Here is a 17,737-nt window from a genome sequence, read left to right on the forward strand (position 1 = left end):
GCCGCCATGACCAAACGCCTTACGTCCCCTATGCCGGCGACACTCGATGAAACCGACCGTGCGCTGCTCGCCGCGCTAGCGGCCGACGCCCGCCAACCGGTCAGCGAACTGGCGCGTCTGGTTGGCCTCTCGGCCCCGAGTACGTCCGAACGCGTCCGCCGGCTCGAAGCACAAGGCGTGATCGAGCGCTTCACCGTACAGATCGATCCGCGCGCGCTCGGCTTCACGTTGCAGGCAATCGTACGCGTGAAGCCGTTGCCCGGGCAGCTGCATCTGGTGGAAGACGTGATCCGGCGGATTCCGGAGTTTGTCGAATGCGATAAGGTGACGGGCGACGATTGCTTCATCTGCCGCCTGTATCTGCATTCGATCGATCAGCTCGACGAGATTCTATCGAAGGTCACCGAGCGCGCGGAGACCAGCACCGCGATCGTTAAGTCGACGCCGGTTGCGCGCCGTTTGCCGCCGCTTGGCTGAGGGAAAGCGCGCGGTTGCGTTGCGTCGAGCTTGAGCGAAACCGTTGCTGCGTCGTGCAGTAGACGAAACGGTGGCCGCATCGGGCGTCAGCGAGCCGGCGCCTGCATTGCGTATAAACGAAAGTGCCTTACTGATCGACCGCTTCGAAGAACGACAGCATTTCCGCGACCAGTTCGTCCGGTGCTTCTTCAGGAATGTAATGCCCGCACGACAATGACCGCCCGCTCACGTCCCGCGCGACGTGACGCCACTCCGCCAGCGCGTCGAAGCACTTCTCGATCACACCCTTGTCGCCCCACAGCACACGCAGCGGACAGCCGATCTTGTGGCCACGCTCGATGTCGGCCCGGTCGTGTTCCAGGTCGATGCTCGCCGACGCCCGGTAGTCCTCGCACATCGCATGCACGGCGCCAGGTTGCGCCAGCGCGCTGCGATACGCGTCCAGCGCTTCCGGCGCGAACGGCGCCAGCCCCGCGTGACGGCCGCCCATTACCGCGTCGACATAGGCGGCCGGGTTCGCGCCGATCAGCGTCTCCGGGAGCGGCTCCGGCTGGATCAGGAAAAACCAGTGGAAGTAATGTGTCGCGAAGGTGCGGTCGGTGGCTTCGTACATCGCAAGCGTGGGCGCGATGTCGAGCAGCATCAACCGTTCGACGGCGTCGGCATGATCGAGCGCCATCCGGTGCGCGACCCGGGCGCCGCGATCATGCGCGCACACCAGGAATCGTTCGAAGCCGAAGTGGCGCATCACGGCGACCTGATCGGCCGCCATCACGCGTTTGGAGTACGGAGTGTGTTCGGCGTCGCTGGGCGGTTTGCCCGAGGCGCCGTAGCCGCGCAAGTCGGTGGCGATGACGGTGAAGTGTTCGGCCAGTTGCGTTACGCACCGCTGCCAGATCAGATGCGACTGCGGGTGACCGTGCAGCAATAGAAGGGGCGGCCCTGCCCCGCCCTTCACTCCGAAAATATCGACGTCGCCCACGGCGACGCGAAAGGGCGTGAAATCCTCGAAGGCCATAGCGAGTCTCTTGTCGTTTGGAAGTCAAAGCATTGTAGGAGCGCACTGTGTCGACGCGGGGTGGGCTAGCCCACTCAAGCATAGAAACTGAACACTCCTTCCAACTGTTCTAAACAGACGCGACGTGGCAGCTTCGCCTATAATCGAACGATCGTTCTTAAATGCCAGAGCGACCGTGGCAACGTGTGGTGGGGTTATGACGGCAGCATAACGCTCGTCAGCCTCGACGCACCCTAGGCCATGTGCCGCTAAACTCATATCTGCCGGGCGCTCCGCACCGCACCGGCCCGCTTATCAGGAGACTCGCATCATGGCATTGCCCGCCGTCCTGCAAAAACTCGCGCTGCCCGTTGTCGCTTCGCCGATGTTCATCGTCAGCTATCCCGAACTCGTGTTAGCGCAATGTAAGGCTGGCATTGTCGGCTCGTTCCCCGCGCTGAACGCTCGCCCGGCCGAGCTGCTCGACGAATGGCTCACGCAGATCCAGGCACAGCTCGCCGAACACAAGGCCGCCCATCCCGATGCAATCATCGGCCCGATCGCCGTCAATCAGATCGTCCATCAGTCGAATACGCGGCTCGAGCACGACGTGCGCGTGTGCGTCGAACACAAGGTGCCGATTTTCATCACCAGCCTGCGCGCACCGGCGCGTGAGATCGTCGACGCGGTGCATAGCTATGGCGGCATCGTGCTGCACGACGTGATCAATCTGCGGCATGCGCAGAAGGCGCTGGAAGCGGGCGTCGATGGGCTGATCCTGGTGGCCTCGGGTGCCGGCGGCCATGCGGGCACGACCTCGCCGTTCGCGCTGGTCGGCGAAGTGCGGCGCATGTTCGACGGCCCGATCGTGCTGTCCGGCTCGATCGCCAACGGCGGCTCGATTCTCGCCGCGCAGGCCATGGGTGCGGACCTCGCGTACGTGGGCACGCGCTTCATCGCGACCAAAGAAGCGCACGCGGTCGACAGCTATAAGCAGGCGATCGTCAATTCCACGGCGTCGGACATCATCTACACGAACCTGTTCACCGGCGTGCATGGCAACTACATCCGCGAAAGTATCGTGAACGCGGGGCTGGATCCAGAGGCGCTGCCGGAATCGGACAAGACCGCGATGAACTTCGGCAGCGACAAGGCGAAGGCGTGGAAAGACATCTGGGGCGCAGGCCAGGGGGTCGGCCTGATGGACGACGTGCCGAGCGTGGGTGAGCTGGTTCAGCGTTTGACGGACGAATATAACGACGCGAAAGCCCGGCTCGGGATTGCGCGGTAAGCCGTTGAGTTTGATTGCGTGACGGCATTGCAGCGGCGCCGCCTGAGGCGAAGCCGCTGCACAGCAAACAACGGTGTCACATATTGCGGCGGTACTGCCCGCCTACCTCAAACAACGCGTGCGTGATTTGCCCCAGCGTGCAGACGCGCACAACGTCCATCAGCACCGCAAACACGTTGTCGTCGTCGATCACCGCGCGCTTCAAACGCTCGAGCGCCGCGGGCGCGTCGTCGCGATGCCGCGCCTGAAAATCGCGTAGACGTTTCAACTGGCTCTGCTTTTCTTCGTCGGTGGAGCGGGCCAGCGCAATCGGCTGCGGCGCTTCATGCGGATGCGCGCTCAAGAACGTGTTCACACCGACAATCGGATACGAGCCGTCGTGCTTGCGATGCTCGTACAGCATCGACTCATCCTGAATGCGCCCGCGCTGATAGCCGGTTTCCATCGCGCCAAGCACGCCGCCGCGTTCGGTGAGTCGATCGAATTCCGTCAGCACGGCTTCTTCCACCAGATCGGTCAGCTCCTCGATCACGAAGCTGCCCTGATTCGGATTCTGATTCTTCGCGAGACCCCATTCGCGGTTGATGATCAACTGGATGGCCACTGCACGGCGCACCGAGTCTTCAGTGGGCGTGGTGATCGCTTCGTCGAACGCATTGGTGTGCAGTGAATTGCAGTTGTCGTAGATCGCGATCAGCGCCTGCAGGGTGGTGCGGATATCGTTGAAATCGATCTCCTGCGCGTGCAGGCTGCGCCCCGAGGTCTGCACGTGGTATTTGAGCTTCTGGCTGCGTTCATTGGCGCCATAGCGTTCGCGCATTGCAATCGCCCAGATGCGTCGCGCGACACGACCGAGCACGGTGTATTCCGGGTCCATGCCGTTCGAGAAGAAGAACGACAGATTCGGCGCGAAATCGTCGATCGACATGCCACGCGCGAGATAGGCCTCGACATAGGTGAAGCCGTTGGCGAGCGTGTAGGCCAACTGCGAGATCGGATTCGCGCCGGCCTCGGCGATGTGATAGCCGGAGATCGACACCGAATAGAAATTGCGCACGCCGTGATCGACAAAGTACGCCTGAATATCGCCCATGACTTTGAGGCTGAACTCGGTCGAGAAGATGCAGGTGTTCTGGCCTTGGTCTTCCTTCAGGATGTCGGCCTGTACCGTGCCGCGCACGTTTTCCAGCGCTGTGCGGCGTGCGGCGGCGAGTTCGTCTTCCGTGAGCGGACGGCCTTGCTGCTGCGCCATGCAGGCGATCTGCTGATCGATCGCGACGTTGAAAAACATCGCGAGAATCGTCGGCGCCGGACCGTTGATCGTCATCGACACCGATGTTTGCGGCGCGCACAGATCGAAGCCGTCGTAGAGCGTTTTCATGTCGTCGAGCGTCGCGACGGAGACACCGGAATTGCCCACCTTGCCGTAGATGTCGGGCCGCTCGTGCGGCTCTTCACCGTAGAGGGTGACTGAATCGAAGGCCGTCGAAAGACGTTTGGCCGGCATGCCTTCGGAGAGCAATTTGAAACGACGGTTGGTGCGCAACGGATCGCCTTCGCCGGCGAACATGCGCGTCGGGTCTTCGTTTTCGCGGCGAAACGGGAACACGCCGGCGGTGAACGGAAAGTAGCCGGGGAGGTTGTCGAGCATCAGCCAGCGCAGGATCTCGCCGTGATCCACGAATTTCGGCAGCGCGACTTTGCGGACCTCGGAACCGGATAATGTCGTGACGGCGAGTGCTGTGCGGATCTCACGGTCGCGAATGCGGACGATGTGTTCATCGCCGGAATAGGCGGCGACGGTTTGCGGCCAGGCGTCGAGCAGCTTGCGTTCGTGTTCGCCGAGGGCGGCGGTGCGCTCGGCGATGAGCGTGTCGAGTTGCTCGAGTTGCGTTTGAGGGGCGCTTGCGGAGTTTGCCGTGACACTCGAGCCGGAGACTGCAGAAGGCGCGTCCATGCCCGCATCAGCTTCGTCGAGCATCCGGCGCGCTGCGGTGAGTTGCCAGCGCTCACGCGCCACGCGCGCTTGCGCGTCGGCACGCTCGCGGTACGCGTGGACGGTTTGCGCGACATCGGCCAGATAGCGCACGCGGGCCGGCGGCACGATGTCGTTGCGGCCGCTCGAAAAGCGCAAGTCGCCGAGCGGCGGCAGACGACCGCCGCCGGCGCGCAAGCCATGCGACCTCAACGCTTCGGCAACATGGTGATAGAGCGCCGTCACGCCGTCGTCGTTAAAGCGCGAAGCGATCGTGCCGAATACCGGCATCGCGTCGGGCGCCTTCGTGAAGTCGCCGCGGTTGCGCTGGACCTGCTTCGCCACATCGCGCAACGCATCCGGCGCGCCCTTGCGATCGAACTTGTTGATCGCGACGAAGCTGGCAAAGTCGAGCATGTCGATCTTCTCCAACTGGCTCGCCGCGCCGAACTCCGGTGTCATCACATAGAGCGGTTCGTCGACGAACGGCACGATCGCCGCGTCGCCCTGCCCGATCCCGGACGTCTCGACGATGATCAGATCGAAGCCCGCGGCCTTGCACAGCGTGAGCACGTCTTCCAATGAACTCGTAATTTCACTCGATGCGTCGCGCGTCGCCATCGAGCGCATGTAGACGCGCGCGCCACCGCCCCAGTCGCCGATTGCGTTCATGCGGATACGGTCGCCGAGCAACGCGCCGCCGGATTTGCGGCGCGACGGGTCGATCGCCAGCACGGCGATGGTGAGGGCGTCGCCATAGTCGAGGCGAAAGCGGCGAATCAGTTCGTCGGTGAGCGAGGACTTGCCCGCGCCACCGGTGCCCGTGATGCCGAGCACTGGAACGTCGGTCGCATCAGCGAGGACGGATAGTATTTCCTGCTCGGCCGATTTGACGCGGCCCGCTTCGTACGCGCTGATCAGTTGTGCGAGGCGGCGGAAGGTGATGGCGGCGGGGTCGGCCGACGCCTCGTCGTGCGACTTGACGAGCAACTCAGCGCGCGGTTCGAAACGCGGCAACCCGCACGCCGACAGATCGCCTACCCACTCGCCAATCGGGCTTTGCCGAACGGCGGCAGCGGCACGCGCGGCTTCAGCACAGCGCGCGATCATGTCGTCGATCATGCCTTGCAGGCCTAGCCGCTGGCCGTCATGCGGCGAATAGATTTTCTCGACGCCATAACGTTCGAGTTCGGCAATTTCTTCGGGGACGATCACGCCCCCGCCGCCGCCGAACACCTTGATACGCTCGCCGCCGCGTGCACGCAGCAGATCGACGAGATAGCGGAAGTATTCGTTGTGGCCGCCCTGATAGCTCGACACGGCGACGCCGTCGGCGTCTTCTTGCAGGGCAGCGGTGGCGACTTCATCGACCGAGCGGTTGTGGCCGAGGTGGATCACCTCTACGCCGCTCGTTTGCAGAATGCGCCGCATGATGTTGATCGACGCGTCGTGGCCATCGAACAAGGCAGCGGCGGTGACAAAGCGCAGGCGCCGGCCCGCGGGCAGCTTGTGATTGGTGGCACGCTGCGGCGTGGACAGATCGGTCATATCTCCCCCAGATCGTGACGCGTATGGGTGTTGGAAGCCAGTATAGCTAAACGGGTCGGCGCGCCTCGAACGGCTCGAGGCCGTACAACCTGTCGCGCGGATGATGGGAGTGTGCGTCTCAAGCCGCCTAACGCACCGCCAGCGCCTTGATCTGCTCGAGCGAAGGCCAAAGCGATTCGTTCGCAAAGCGCTCAGCAAGAAAGTCGACAAACGAGCGCACCTTGGCCGACAGATGCCGGCGGCTCGCGTAGACCACATAGATTGGCAACTCGCGCGGCGGCACGTCATCCACCAGCAGCGGCACAAGGCGCCCCGCGGCCAGATCGTCGCCGATCACCTCGGTGCCGAGCATGGCGATGCCCGCGCCCTGCAGCACGATGACGCGCTGCGCCTCCAGGTGGTTGACGATCAGATTGCCGGACAGCCGCACGCGCGGCGAGCCATCGCCGGTCGCGGAGGCGATTTCGAGCGCGGACACGCCCGCGTATTGCAGATAGTTGTGGCGCGCCAGATCGGCGATGGTCTTCGGCGTGCCATGCCGGCGCAGATAGGCCGGTGACGCGCACAACACCAGATGGGCGGTCGCGATCTGCCGCGCGATCAGCGAAGACGACTTGAGCCCGCTCGGCGAAGCCCGGATCGCGACGTCGAAGCCTTCGTCGATCAGTTCGACCACGCGGTCCGACAGGGTCATGTCGACGGTGACCTGCGGGTACTGCGAGGCGTAGTCGGCCACAGCGACCATCACGTGGCTCAAACCGAATGCCGACAGCGACGACACCCGCAAGCGTCCTTGCGGCACGACGCTCGCCGCACTGACCACTTGCTCGGCTTCCTCGAGTTCGGTGAGTACCTGACTCAAGCGCTCGTAGTATTCGCGGCCCGCCTCGGTCGGCGCGACACGCCGCGTGGTGCGGTTCAGCAGGCGCGCGCCGAGCTGCTGTTCGAGGTGCATCACGTGCTTGCTCGCCATCGCCGCCGACATCTCCATCCGTTCGGCCGCGCCGACAAAGCTGCCGACTTCGACCACCTGACGAAACACTTTCATGCTGACGAGGGTATCCATCTCAATCACTCGCTGGAGGAATTAATCGGCTCCATTTTGCCGGGTTTATCAAAAGGTAGTCGGCAAATCCGGCCGGCGCGGGGACCAGAAACGACAAAGCCCACCTTCCGGAGAAGGTGGGCTGTGGGGAATTGCCCTGATTCGGCGGGGCGGACTCGGGTTGCCTGATTCAGCTGGGCGACCTTTGGGGACTTGCCCCCAGTTCTGCAGCGCGGGCTTGGGGTTGCCTGAATTCAGCGGATTGGCTTCAGGCGCCGCTCGCAAGCAAGCGTCCCTTGCCTCGCCCCAAACGCCTAGAACTTCGCGCGCATACCGACGCCGTATGTGTTGCCGCTCGACTGGCTGCTGATCTTGTCGTACATATACGCCGCGTAGATATCCGTGCGCTTGGAGAGCGGATAGTCATAGCCGAGCGACGCCGTCTGACGGGTCTGGTCGAAGCCGCCGCCGTCGCGCGAATAGGCGTACGACGCCATCACCGTGCCCGGGCCGACCGGTACCGTGACGCCGCCCTGGCCAGTATTCACGTGCCAGCTCGAAATGGTCTGCTGGTTATACGTGTACATATACTGCCCAAAGAACTTCACGAACTTCAGATCGTACGTGACGCCGGCTTGCGCCACGCTCTGGCTCTTCAGGCCCGGAACGCCCGACGTATCGAAGCTGCCGAGGTCGCCCGGCACATTGTTGAAGTTCACATACTGATACACCGCGGTCGCCGCGAACGGACCGTGGAAATACAGCACCTGGCCGCTCCACTTCTTCGCGCCGTTCTCACCGGCCGTGTTGCCGAGCGCGTACATCGCCGTTGCCGACAGTCCGTTGAAGTTCGGCGACGAGTACGACACCGCGTTGCTCCAGCCCGAGTCCCCCGTGACGCCCTGATCGGTCGAATACGTCGGGAACGTGCCGAGGCCGAGATACGTATGCCATACCATCGGCGAGAACTGGTATGAGTCGACGAACGGGTTGAATAGAATCGTCGACACGAACAGCGGCGTGGTCAGACGGCCTGCCGTCACCGTGCCGTACGGCGATTCGATACCGACGTACGCGTTACGCGAAAACATCGTGTCGCCCGTGAAGCGGCCGTACTGGCCGTTCTGCGCGAGGAAGAAGCCTTCCAGCGCGAAGATCGCCTTGTAGCCGTTGCCCAGATCCTCAGCCCCCTTCAAGCCCCAGTATGACGTCGACATGCCACCGCCAGACACCTGGACGGCCGTCTTGCCGCCCGGAAATTTTTGCGCGCCGACCCATTCGTCGACCTGACCGTAGAGTTGCACGCTCGATTGCGCAAAAGCAGACGATGCACTGGCCAGCAGAGCGGCACACGCGGTTGCCTTGAGGGTGGTCTTCAGCGCACTGCTGATGCTTGTTTTCATGGGTTCTCCTGTCTTTGTCAAAAAGGTTTGGCTGTGCGAATGGGGGAGCTCGCGCGAACCATTGTTGTTGTCCGTCCGATCATCGAGCCAATCTGGGCGGGACCATCTTTGCGGACCATTTTTATGAACAAAAATATCGTGGCTTATTGCGGGTATAGCGGTCTGATTAGTTTTGTCGCTTATCGGCCTGATAACGCGATGGCCGTGCACGTCGTCACCGCGTCGCCGCGAACCTCGCGGTCCGGCGCAAAGCGTTACTGACATTGCACCCGACCGGGTGATAACGGTTCAGATGACATACGGATGACGCGCCGCGGGAGAAACGACCAAATTTGACGACGGGAGGCGTTTTTGTGCCGAATGTTTTCAAAAAAGTGTGGTGTCGAAACGTCAGATTGACAGAGGCTTTTTGGATGGCGGCGACGCGGAGTGCCGCTTTAAACCGGCTGTCAGAGCCAGGAAGCGGATTGAGCGAAGGGTGGGAGGGGAGTTTGGTGAGACGGGGGAGTTTGGTGAGACGGGGGAGTTTGGTGAGACGGGGGATTCTGGTGAGAGAGGCGTTCGGTGAGGCGAAAGGCGCTCGGTGAGACAAAAGATGTTCGGCAATGCAAAGAGCATTCGGTGAAGGGGCATTCGGTAACGCGAGGGCGTCCGGTGAAGCGAGAAGCGGTGCCGCTAGTTACGGTACGGCGAACCTTCCTGCTGACGTGGATCGTCCGGGGGGCGCTGCATGGCACGCGAGGCACCGCGCTCTTCGTTGTAGCGGGCCACATCGGCGCGAATCGAGCCGGCGCGAACCGGCGCATTGGCCGGTGGCCGCGGAACCGAGCGCGATTCGGCGCTGACGGGCGTGATAGCCCCGGCGTACTGCACGCTGCCACGGCCGTCGTTAGGATATCCGAACGATCCGGCGACACGGCGCATGCCCGAGTTGTAATCGCCAAAGCCATTGGCGTAGCTGCCTGCGGCGAAGTTCGCGCCGCCGTGTGGCAAGCGCGCGTGAGCATCGGCCACGTTGTTGCGAGCCGGCCTTACATTGGCAGCGCCATAGGCATAACCGCCGTTACGCGCATCGCCGCGCATGGCGTAGCCCGTAGCGGCATGCGGATACCCGATCGCGTGGCCCGCAGGCGCATGCGGGTAACCACCGCCGCCACCGCCATGCGGCATGTCCGACCCTTTCGCATAGGCGAACGAGCACAGCGCGGCGATAACCGCGCCCAACGCCCAGTGCTTCGTTCTCGACAACCCGTCCACCAAGTGACTCACATGCCCGAAGACTTGCCTGAAGCCCACCGTTCGAGCTGCGATGGACTTGTTTCTGGGACTGGCACGAGCGCTGCGCATCTGTCGCGGCGCGGGGCTTCCCGACGGCCTTTGACCAGTAATTTATGGGCGCCGGCAAAGGGTGTCGAGGCAAAAAGTGTTAGGCCTCGAGCGCTGTTGTAACACCTTGTTACTGCGACGTTTTTCCGCGACAGAGCCCTTGCATGAAAGCCCTGAAACCGCTTGCGGGAGCGACTCGGCGAGGCCCGCGGAGCGTCCATGCGTATGACAAATCACCGCCGTTTTTTTTCGTTAGATTGTCAAACGGGAGTGGACCAAACAAATACGCTCGCCAATACTGGAATCGGCCCCGGACGTCGCCCGACGCCGATCGATGTAGCAACTTGATGCGCGATGCTCATTAATCGATTCGGCAAATGAATTTGCCTATTCAATCGGTTTTCAATAACAATAGGCGTTTCCCATAGCTTGAGGCGACGCATTGCGCACGCCTTTGCTTCCGCATCACCGAATTGAGATTCCGCCATGGCTCGCCCGAAACTGCTTCCCGACAATTTCACCTTGTGCCTCGTGGGTACCGTGATCCTTGCCAGCTTCCTGCCGGTGCACGGACAGGCCGCCGTTGCGTTCAACTGGGTGACGAATATCGCGGTCGGTCTGCTGTTCTTCCTCCACGGCGCCAAGCTCTCACGCGAGGCGATCGTAGCGGGGGCGACGCATTGGCGTCTGCATCTGGTAGTGCTGCTCAGCACGTTCGCGCTGTTTCCGCTGCTCGGCCTCGCGCTTAAGCCGCTCCTTTCGCCACTTGTCACGCCGACGCTCTATGCGGGGGTCCTCTTCCTCTGCACGCTGCCGTCGACGGTTCAATCGTCGATCGCGTTCACGTCCATTGGTAAAGGCAACGTGCCGGCCGCCGTATGCAGCGCGTCGGCCTCGAGCCTGCTGGGCATCTTCATCACCCCCGCACTCGTCAGCTTCGTGGTCACCAATCAGGCTGCAAGTAACGGCGCCTCGCCGTGGCATACGGTGGGCAACATCGTGCTGCAGCTGCTGGTGCCGTTCGTGGCCGGGCAGTTGCTGCGCCCGCTGATCGGCAAGTGGATCGAACGTAATCGTGGCGTGCTGAAGTTCGTCGACCAGGGTTCGATCCTGCTGGTGGTGTACGGCGCCTTCAGCGAGGCCGTCACCGAGGGCCTGTGGCATCAGATCTCGTTGTCCGCGCTCGGCGGCCTGCTGTTGATCAACGTGGTGCTGCTGGCGCTCGCACTTGCCGTAACGATTTTCGTCAGCAAGCGGCTCGGCTTTAGCCGCGCCGACCAGATCACCATCATCTTCTGCGGCTCGAAGAAGAGCCTCGCCGCCGGCGTACCGATGGCCAAGGTGATTTTCGCCTCGCAAGCGGTGGGCGCCGTGGTCTTGCCGCTGATGCTGTTCCACCAGATCCAGCTGATGGTGTGCGCCGCGCTCGCGCAGCGCTGGGGTGCTCGCGACATGAGCGGCGAAACCCGCGCTGCCTTGCGCGAGCGGCCCGCCGCCGCCGTCGCGCGCCGTTGAATACGCGCGCAATGCAAACAGGACATTCATAAGCGCCCTCCCTGAGCGTCATTTGAAGAAAGCCGCCTCGTGCGGCTTTTTTGTTATTTCACGCTCAAACGCGGTCGCTGTCGCCTCAGCCGGATGGCATAGGCAATGTCCTGGCCGTGGCGAAACCAGCCCGCGGCGAGCCACGGGCTCGCGACGCACCATTCCGGTCTCAGCGTTCACTAAAAATTCACTTAACTCCCAGACCGAATGAGCCGATAAGACAAAGGTCGATCGCCACGCCTGACTGCCATGCAATTTCGCTCGCCCTCCCGATCCGCTACGCCGCGCATCGAGGAGTTGATCGCCCGGCGTGAACTGTCCGCCGTATTCCAGCCAATCATCGATTTCGACGACGGCACGATCCTCGGTTACGAAGGTCTGATCCGCGGGCCGGCCGGCACGCCGCTCGAGGCGCCCTTCGCCCTGTTCTCGCAGGCGCTCGCCGAGGGCTGCGCGCTGCAACTCGAACAGGCCGCCGCGCGCACCTGCATCGAGGCGTTCGCGAAGCTCGATGTCGAAGGCAAGCTGTTTCTCAATTTCAGTGCGGGCGCGATGCGTCACTTGGCCGATGCACGCGATGACATCGTCGCGCTGCTGCGTCATCGCGGCGTCGATCCGCAGCGAATCGTGATCGAGTTGACCGAGCAAAGCACGATTCTGGACATCGGCAGCTTCGTGCCCGTCATTTCGGCGCTGCGCACGACCGGCGCACAGTTTGCGCTCGACGATTACGGCACCGCGAACGCCAGCATGAGCCTTTGGGTGCGGCTGCAGCCGGACGTCGTGAAGATCGACCGTTTCTTTATCCACGGTATTTCCGGGGATTCGCTCAAATTCGAGGCCGTGCGCGCGATGCAGCACTTCGCGAATGCGAGCGGCGCCAGGCTGGTGGCCGAAGGCATCGAGGACGAAGCGGATCTGATCGTGGTGCGCGACATGGGAATCGGCTGCGGGCAGGGCTATTTCTTCGGCCGGCCGCATGCGCAGCCGGCCAGCAGCGTCACCGACGACGCCCGCGACGCGCTACGCGCAGGCCACATCGCCGTGTTCCCGGAAACCACGCGCACGGTAAGCAGCGCGTCGCCGTCGGGCGGCATGGCGTCGGCCAAGATGCTGGTGCACGCGCCCGCGCTCCCGCGCCACGCCACCAACAACGACGTGCTCGAACTGTTCAACCGCCTGCCCGATCTGCACGCGGTGGCGGTGGTCGAGCACGACGAGCCGGTCGCGCTGATCAACCGGCGCAGTTTCATGGACCGCTACGCGCTGCCTTATCACCGCGAGCTGTTCGGCAAGCGGCCGTGCCTGCTGTTTGCAAACGCATCGCCGGTGATCATCGAGAAGTCGATGAGCGTCGAGCAGATGGCCAAGCTGCTCGCCAGCGACGATCAGCGCTATCTCGCCGACGGCTTCGTCATCACCGACAACGACGGCAAGTATGTCGGTCTCGGCACCGGAGAGAACCTGGTGCGCGCGGTGACCGAGGTGCGCATCGAAGCCGCGCGCTACGCGAATCCGCTGACCTTCCTGCCGGGCAACATTCCGATCAGTTCGCACATTGCCCGCCTGCTGGGCAACGACGCCGGCTTCTACGCCTGCTACGTCGATCTGAACCACTTCAAGCCCTTCAACGACCAATATGGCTACTGGCAGGGCGACGAAGTGCTGAAATTCGCCGCCGCCGTGCTCGCCGACGCCTGCGAGCCGACTCGCGATTTCCTCGGTCACGTCGGTGGCGACGACTTCCTGATCCTGTTCCAGAGCGAGGACTGGCAGGACCGCGTGCTGCGCGCAATTCACCTGTTCAACGAAGGCGCGCAGCGCTTCTACGCGCCCGCCGACCGGCTGGGCGGTGGCATTCACGGTGAAGACCGGCGCGGCAATCCGACCTTCTTTACCTTCGTAACGATGGCGATCGGCTGCGTGCGCGTCGAGTCGGCTGGCGGCCCGGCGTTCTACAGCAGCGAGGAAATTGCGTCGGTCGCGGCGCTGGCGAAGCGGCGCGCGAAGCAGGAGACGAGCGGTTTCGTGCTGATCGACGCGGATGAGAGTGTGGCGCTGCTGCGGGGGCAGGCCGATGTGGCGGCGAGGCCTTTCGACTGAGGGAAGCAAAGCCAAAGCTTGTTTAGTCATTTTACTAAACAACATAAAACACGCCAGCACTACCATCTACGGGTATTTCCGAGTGTAGATCAGGTGTTTGCAAAGCTGTTTTAGCCACGTTTTACTATACAATCGGCCGAACTTAAACAGCGTGCGGCCGCCCTCTTGCGGCCGCTTCATTCGATGGCCACCACCATCCGCGACGTCGCCCGCGCGGCCAGCGTGTCGATCGGCACCGTCTCACGCGCATTGAAGAACCAGCCGGGCCTTTCCGAGGCCACCCGCGAACGCGTCGTCGAAGCGGCGCGGCAGTTGGGTTATGACGCCGCCCAGCTGCGCCCGCGCATCCGCCGCCTCACGTTTCTGCTGCATCGTCAGCACAACAACTTCGCCGTCAGCCCGTTCTTCTCGCACGTGCTGCACGGCGTGGAAGACGCCTGCCGCGAACGCGGCATCGTCCCTTCGGTGCTGACCGCCGGTCCGACAGAAGACGTGATCCAGCAGATGCGGCTGCATGCGCCGGATGCGGTGGCGATCGCCGGTTTTGTCGAACCTGAAACGCTGAGCACGCTGGTGGCAATGCAACGCCCGCTCGTCTTGATCGACCTGTGGGCGCCCGGCCTGCGCTCAGTGAATCTCGACAACGCCGCCGGCGCCACGCTCGCCATGCGGCATCTGTTCGAACAGCAGCGCAAGCGCGTCGCGTTCATTGGCGGCTCGCTCGCGCACTTCAGCATCGCCCAGCGCGCGCTCGGTTACCGGCGCGCGTTTTTCGAAGCGGGCTTGTTGTTCGACCCGTCGCTGGAAGTCACCATCGACGCCGGCCTCGACCCTGACAGCGGCGCCGCGCGCGCAATGCACCGGTTGCTCGACGCGCCCGGCCCACGCCCCGACGCCGTCTTCGCCTACAACGACGCGGCCGCGCTCGCCGCGCTGCGCGCGTGCCTCGCGCGCGGCATCCGCGTGCCCGAGGACATTGCCATCATCGGCTTCGACGACATTCCCGCCGCCGCCCATGCCACGCCGCCGCTGTCCACCATTTCGGTCGACAAGGAAGCGCTCGGCCGGCGCGGCGTCGAGCTGCTGCTGGAAGACGCACCCGCCGAACTCGAAGTCCATCTGCCCGTCCATCTCATTGCCCGTGCCAGTACTTTGGTAAAAACGCCATGACGCAATCCGATCCGCTTCACCCCGCCAACGGCGCCGCCGTGCCGGCCGTCGACAGCTTCCGCAGCCGCGACTTTCTGCTCTCCCATGTGCAGGACACGCTGCGCTTTTACGCGCCCAACGTGTTCGATCCGAGCGGCGGCTTCTTCCATTTCTTCCGCGACGACGGCTCCGTCTACGACACGACCACGCGGCATCTGGTGAGCACGTGCCGCTACGTCTTCAACTACGCGATGGCGTATCGCCAGTTCGGCGACCCGCAGCATCTCGAGTACGCCCGCCACGGTTTGCGCTTCCTGCGCGAAGCGCATTGGGACGCCGCGCACGAAGGCTACGACTGGGAACTTGAATGGCGTGACGGCCGCAAACGCACGCTCGACGCGACGCGCCACTGCTACGGCCTCGCGTTCGTGCTGCTTGCGTATTCGCATGCGGCGATGGCCGGTATCGAGGAAGCCAGGCCGATGATCGGCGCGACCTTCGAGTTGATGGAACACCGCTTCTGGGACGCCGCCGCCGGTCTCTACGCGGACGAAGCGACGCCCGACTGGCGCGTCAGTTCGTACCGTGGCCAGAACGCCAACATGCACACCACCGAGGCGCTGCTGGCCGCGCACGAGGCGACCGGCCACCTGGTCTATCTCGATCGCGCGGAACGGGTGGCGTCGAACATCACGCTGCGCCAGGCGAAGCTCTCGCAGGGTCTCGTGTGGGAGCACTTTCATGCGGACTGGTCGGTCGACTGGCATTACAACGAGGAGGACAGCTCGAACATCTTCCGTCCGTGGGGATTCCAGCCGGGGCACCAGACCGAGTGGGCCAAGCTGCTGCTGATTCTCGAGCGCTATCGCCCGTTGCCGTGGCTGTTGCCGCGCGCGATCGAACTATTCGACGCCGCGATGACCCATGCGTGGGACGAAGATCACGGCGGCCTCTACTACGGCTTCGGCCCGGACGGCACCGTGTGCGACCACGACAAGTATTTCTGGGTCCAGGCGGAGACCTTCGCGACCGCGGCGCTGCTCGGCAAGCGCACCGGCAACGAACGCTTCTGGGACTGGTACGACGAGATCTGGCGCTACAGCTGGGCGCATTTCGTCGATCACAAGTACGGCGCGTGGTACCGCATCCTCACGTGCGACAACCGTAAGTACAGCGACGAAAAGAGTCCCGCCGGCAAGACCGACTATCACACGATGGGCGCGTGCTACGAGGTGCTGGCGCACGCACTGCCTGACGGCGCGGCCGCTGCGTCCGAATCCGCGGAGTAAGCAAAATGAGCAACTTGAGCGCGAACACCGAATTCCCCTTCTTCGTCTCGGCCGGCGACATCCTCACCGATCTCGTGCGGACCGGCGCCTCGCAATGGCTCTCGCGTCCTGGCGGCGCCGGCTGGAACGTCGCGCGCTGCGTGGCGCGGCTCGGTTTGCCGACCGCGTGTGCCGGCTCGCTGGGCGTCGATAATTTCTCCGATGAGCTGTGGAACGCAAGCGTCGCCGCGGGGCTCGACATGCGCTTCATGCAGCGTGTGGAGCGCCCGCCCCTTCTGGCGATCGTTCATCAAACCCATCCGCCTGCCTACTTTTTCATGGGCGAGAACGGCGCCGACCTGGCCTTCGATCCCACTCGCTTGCCGGCTGGCTGGATCGAACAGGTGAAGTGGGCGCATTTTGGTTGCATCAGCCTCGTGCGTCAGCCGCTGGGCGACACGCTTGCCGCGTTGGCCGCCGAGTTGCGCGCGCGTGGCGTGAAGATCAGCTTCGATCCGAATTACCGGAACCTGATGGAGCACGGTTACGAGCCGACGTTGCGGAAGATGGCCGCGCTGGCCGATCTGATCAAGGTGTCGGATGAGGATTTGCGGATGCTGTTCAAGACGGAGGACGAAGCCGGCGCACTTGCCCAGCTGCGGGCCATGAACCCGGCCGCCACCGTGCTGGTGACGCGCGGGCCCGAGACGTCCGTGCTGATCGACGGCGCGATGATTGTGGAGGCGCGGCCGCCCCGGGTTGAAGTTGTCGATACCGTGGGTGCCGGCGATGCTTCTATCGGCGGCTTGCTGTTCAGCCTGATGACCGCGCCGCAGCGCGCGTGGCCGGAGCATCTTGCCTTTTCTCTCGCGGCCGGCGCGGCGGCTTGCCGTCATGCGGGTGCGCACGCGCCTACCCTGGATGAAGTGGTGGCGCTGCTGTAGCCTGTTTGTCCTGTGCGGCGTGTAGGGTGGTCAACGCGGTGGTCAAGCCGGGTTTCGGGCAAAAAACCGAACCTCGACCAACGGTGCTAGGATGAAAAAACCCACACCTTTGGAACAAGGAGCATCGCCATGGATGACATCACTTATACCAAAGGCATCTACACAGCCACCGCGTCAACACGAGAAGTAAAGAGCGACACGTGGCAGGGTGTGGTCACCCTTTCCCGCGACGAAGGCGATGAATCCGACCAGGAGAATACGGTCTACGAAGTCGACGCCACCTCGTCCACGCCGGAGGAAGCCCTCGAGGAAGCCAAGGCCCTCGCGCACCGCATCCTCGGGGAAATCGAACTTTAGGCAACCCGGCGCCGCGCCCGTCGCACTGCGCCACCTCTGAAGCAACCGGCTGGAGGCGATCATGGCTGAACAGCTCTTCCTCTACGGCGTGTACTCGATTCACGTCCGCCCTCTCGAATTGAACGGCGCGCGCTGGGACGCGGAATACGAAATCCGGCATCGCGAGAAAGCCGTCAAGCCGTGGACCACGATCGGTGGCGATAGCGGCTACGCCGACCAGGCGGAAGCGGTCGCCGCGGCGCACCAGCAAGCCGTCGACGACATCGAACACGGCGCCGGCATTCCGAAACCGCGAGCCTTTCCGTAGGC

At 63.4% G+C, this 17,737-nt stretch carries 14 protein-coding genes; 9 read left to right on the forward strand and 5 right to left on the reverse strand.

Translation table 11 applies throughout. The annotated features are described in order from the left end of the window. Positions 1 to 6 precede the first annotated feature (6 nt). Positions 7 to 477, forward strand: a complete 471-nt coding sequence (locus PQR53_RS31195; protein WP_408462901.1) for an Lrp/AsnC family transcriptional regulator — start codon at positions 7 to 9, stop codon at positions 475 to 477. Between the two features lie 127 nt (positions 478 to 604). Here PQR53_RS31195 and PQR53_RS31200 read toward each other — a convergent pair whose 3' ends face one another. After that, positions 605 to 1,495 (reverse strand): alpha/beta fold hydrolase, encoded by an 891-nt coding sequence (locus PQR53_RS31200; protein ID WP_408462904.1) that lies wholly within the window; start codon positions 1,493 to 1,495, stop codon positions 605 to 607. Between the two features lie 310 nt (positions 1,496 to 1,805). Between PQR53_RS31200 and PQR53_RS31205 the strand changes: the two genes are divergently transcribed. After that, a complete protein-coding gene (locus PQR53_RS31205; protein ID WP_408462907.1) occupies positions 1,806 to 2,765 on the forward strand; it encodes an NAD(P)H-dependent flavin oxidoreductase in 960 nt (319 codons plus the stop codon). A gap of 76 nt (positions 2,766 to 2,841) precedes the next feature. On the opposite strand, the gene icmF is transcribed toward PQR53_RS31205, so the two are convergent. The 4 genes from icmF to PQR53_RS31225 form a co-directional block, all read right to left on the reverse strand. Further along, on the reverse strand, positions 2,842 to 6,288 hold the full coding sequence (gene icmF / locus PQR53_RS31210; RefSeq protein WP_408462910.1) for a fused isobutyryl-CoA mutase/GTPase IcmF: 3,447 nt from the start codon (positions 6,286 to 6,288) through the stop codon (positions 2,842 to 2,844). Positions 6,289 to 6,415: 127 nt separating this feature from the next. Further along, positions 6,416 to 7,354, reverse strand: a complete 939-nt coding sequence (locus tag PQR53_RS31215; protein ID WP_408462913.1) for a LysR family transcriptional regulator — start codon at positions 7,352 to 7,354, stop codon at positions 6,416 to 6,418. 293 nt (positions 7,355 to 7,647) lie between these two features. Beyond that, the gene (locus tag PQR53_RS31220) at positions 7,648 to 8,736 is read right to left on the reverse strand and encodes a porin (RefSeq protein WP_408462916.1); all 1,089 of its coding nucleotides are present in this window, start codon (positions 8,734 to 8,736) and stop codon (positions 7,648 to 7,650) included. A 675-nt stretch (positions 8,737 to 9,411) separates the two neighbouring features. Next, the gene (locus tag PQR53_RS31225) at positions 9,412 to 9,993 is read right to left on the reverse strand and encodes a hypothetical protein (RefSeq protein ID WP_408462918.1); all 582 of its coding nucleotides are present in this window, start codon (positions 9,991 to 9,993) and stop codon (positions 9,412 to 9,414) included. A gap of 555 nt (positions 9,994 to 10,548) precedes the next feature. On the opposite strand from PQR53_RS31225, the gene PQR53_RS31230 reads away from it, so the two are divergent. From PQR53_RS31230 to PQR53_RS31260, 7 genes are all read left to right on the forward strand, one after another. Next, on the forward strand, positions 10,549 to 11,577 hold the full coding sequence (locus PQR53_RS31230; RefSeq protein WP_408462921.1) for a bile acid:sodium symporter family protein: 1,029 nt from the start codon (positions 10,549 to 10,551) through the stop codon (positions 11,575 to 11,577). Between the two features lie 279 nt (positions 11,578 to 11,856). Continuing rightward, positions 11,857 to 13,710, forward strand: coding sequence for an EAL domain-containing protein (locus PQR53_RS31235; RefSeq protein WP_408462924.1), 1,854 nt, complete (start codon positions 11,857 to 11,859; stop codon positions 13,708 to 13,710). A 183-nt stretch (positions 13,711 to 13,893) separates the two neighbouring features. Beyond that, positions 13,894 to 14,880: a LacI family DNA-binding transcriptional regulator gene (locus PQR53_RS31240; RefSeq protein ID WP_408462927.1), complete on the forward strand. Its 987-nt coding sequence runs from the start codon at positions 13,894 to 13,896 to the stop codon at positions 14,878 to 14,880. Continuing rightward, positions 14,877 to 16,148: an AGE family epimerase/isomerase gene (locus tag PQR53_RS31245; RefSeq protein ID WP_408462930.1), complete on the forward strand. Its 1,272-nt coding sequence runs from the start codon at positions 14,877 to 14,879 to the stop codon at positions 16,146 to 16,148. The genes PQR53_RS31240 and PQR53_RS31245 overlap by 4 nt, the downstream gene beginning before the upstream one ends. A gap of 5 nt (positions 16,149 to 16,153) precedes the next feature. Further along, the gene (locus PQR53_RS31250) at positions 16,154 to 17,071 is read left to right on the forward strand and encodes a carbohydrate kinase family protein (RefSeq protein WP_408462933.1); all 918 of its coding nucleotides are present in this window, start codon (positions 16,154 to 16,156) and stop codon (positions 17,069 to 17,071) included. A gap of 129 nt (positions 17,072 to 17,200) precedes the next feature. Further along, positions 17,201 to 17,428, forward strand: coding sequence for a hypothetical protein (locus PQR53_RS31255; RefSeq protein WP_179735633.1), 228 nt, complete (start codon positions 17,201 to 17,203; stop codon positions 17,426 to 17,428). Positions 17,429 to 17,489: 61 nt separating this feature from the next. Beyond that, positions 17,490 to 17,735: a hypothetical protein gene (locus PQR53_RS31260; RefSeq protein ID WP_408462936.1), complete on the forward strand. Its 246-nt coding sequence runs from the start codon at positions 17,490 to 17,492 to the stop codon at positions 17,733 to 17,735. The last annotated feature ends 2 nt before the right edge of the window (positions 17,736 to 17,737 follow it).

It is taken from the genome of Paraburkholderia fungorum, from assembly GCF_046027605.1.
Taxonomy (GTDB): Bacteria; Pseudomonadota; Gammaproteobacteria; order Burkholderiales; family Burkholderiaceae; genus Paraburkholderia; species Paraburkholderia fungorum_F.

Bases quoted from the DNA above. Each gene is read 5' to 3' on its own strand.
- PQR53_RS31245 (WP_408462930.1), top strand. From the start codon at position 14,877: ATGACGCAATCCGATCCGCTTCACCCCGCCAACGGCGCCGCCGTGCCG.
- PQR53_RS31220 (WP_408462916.1), bottom strand. From the start codon at position 8,736: ATGAAAACAAGCATCAGCAGTGCGCTGAAGACCACCCTCAAGGCAACC.
- PQR53_RS31255 (WP_179735633.1), top strand. From the start codon at position 17,201: ATGGATGACATCACTTATACCAAAGGCATCTACACAGCCACCGCGTCA.
- PQR53_RS31260 (WP_408462936.1), top strand. From the start codon at position 17,490: ATGGCTGAACAGCTCTTCCTCTACGGCGTGTACTCGATTCACGTCCGC.
- PQR53_RS31250 (WP_408462933.1), top strand. From the start codon at position 16,154: ATGAGCAACTTGAGCGCGAACACCGAATTCCCCTTCTTCGTCTCGGCC.
- PQR53_RS31215 (WP_408462913.1), bottom strand. From the start codon at position 7,354: ATGGATACCCTCGTCAGCATGAAAGTGTTTCGTCAGGTGGTCGAAGTC.
- PQR53_RS31195 (WP_408462901.1), top strand. From the start codon at position 7: ATGACCAAACGCCTTACGTCCCCTATGCCGGCGACACTCGATGAAACC.
- PQR53_RS31230 (WP_408462921.1), top strand. From the start codon at position 10,549: ATGGCTCGCCCGAAACTGCTTCCCGACAATTTCACCTTGTGCCTCGTG.
- PQR53_RS31200 (WP_408462904.1), bottom strand. From the start codon at position 1,495: ATGGCCTTCGAGGATTTCACGCCCTTTCGCGTCGCCGTGGGCGACGTC.
- icmF (WP_408462910.1), bottom strand. From the start codon at position 6,288: ATGACCGATCTGTCCACGCCGCAGCGTGCCACCAATCACAAGCTGCCC.
- PQR53_RS31235 (WP_408462924.1), top strand. From the start codon at position 11,857: ATGCAATTTCGCTCGCCCTCCCGATCCGCTACGCCGCGCATCGAGGAG.
- PQR53_RS31240 (WP_408462927.1), top strand. From the start codon at position 13,894: ATGGCCACCACCATCCGCGACGTCGCCCGCGCGGCCAGCGTGTCGATC.
- PQR53_RS31205 (WP_408462907.1), top strand. From the start codon at position 1,806: ATGGCATTGCCCGCCGTCCTGCAAAAACTCGCGCTGCCCGTTGTCGCT.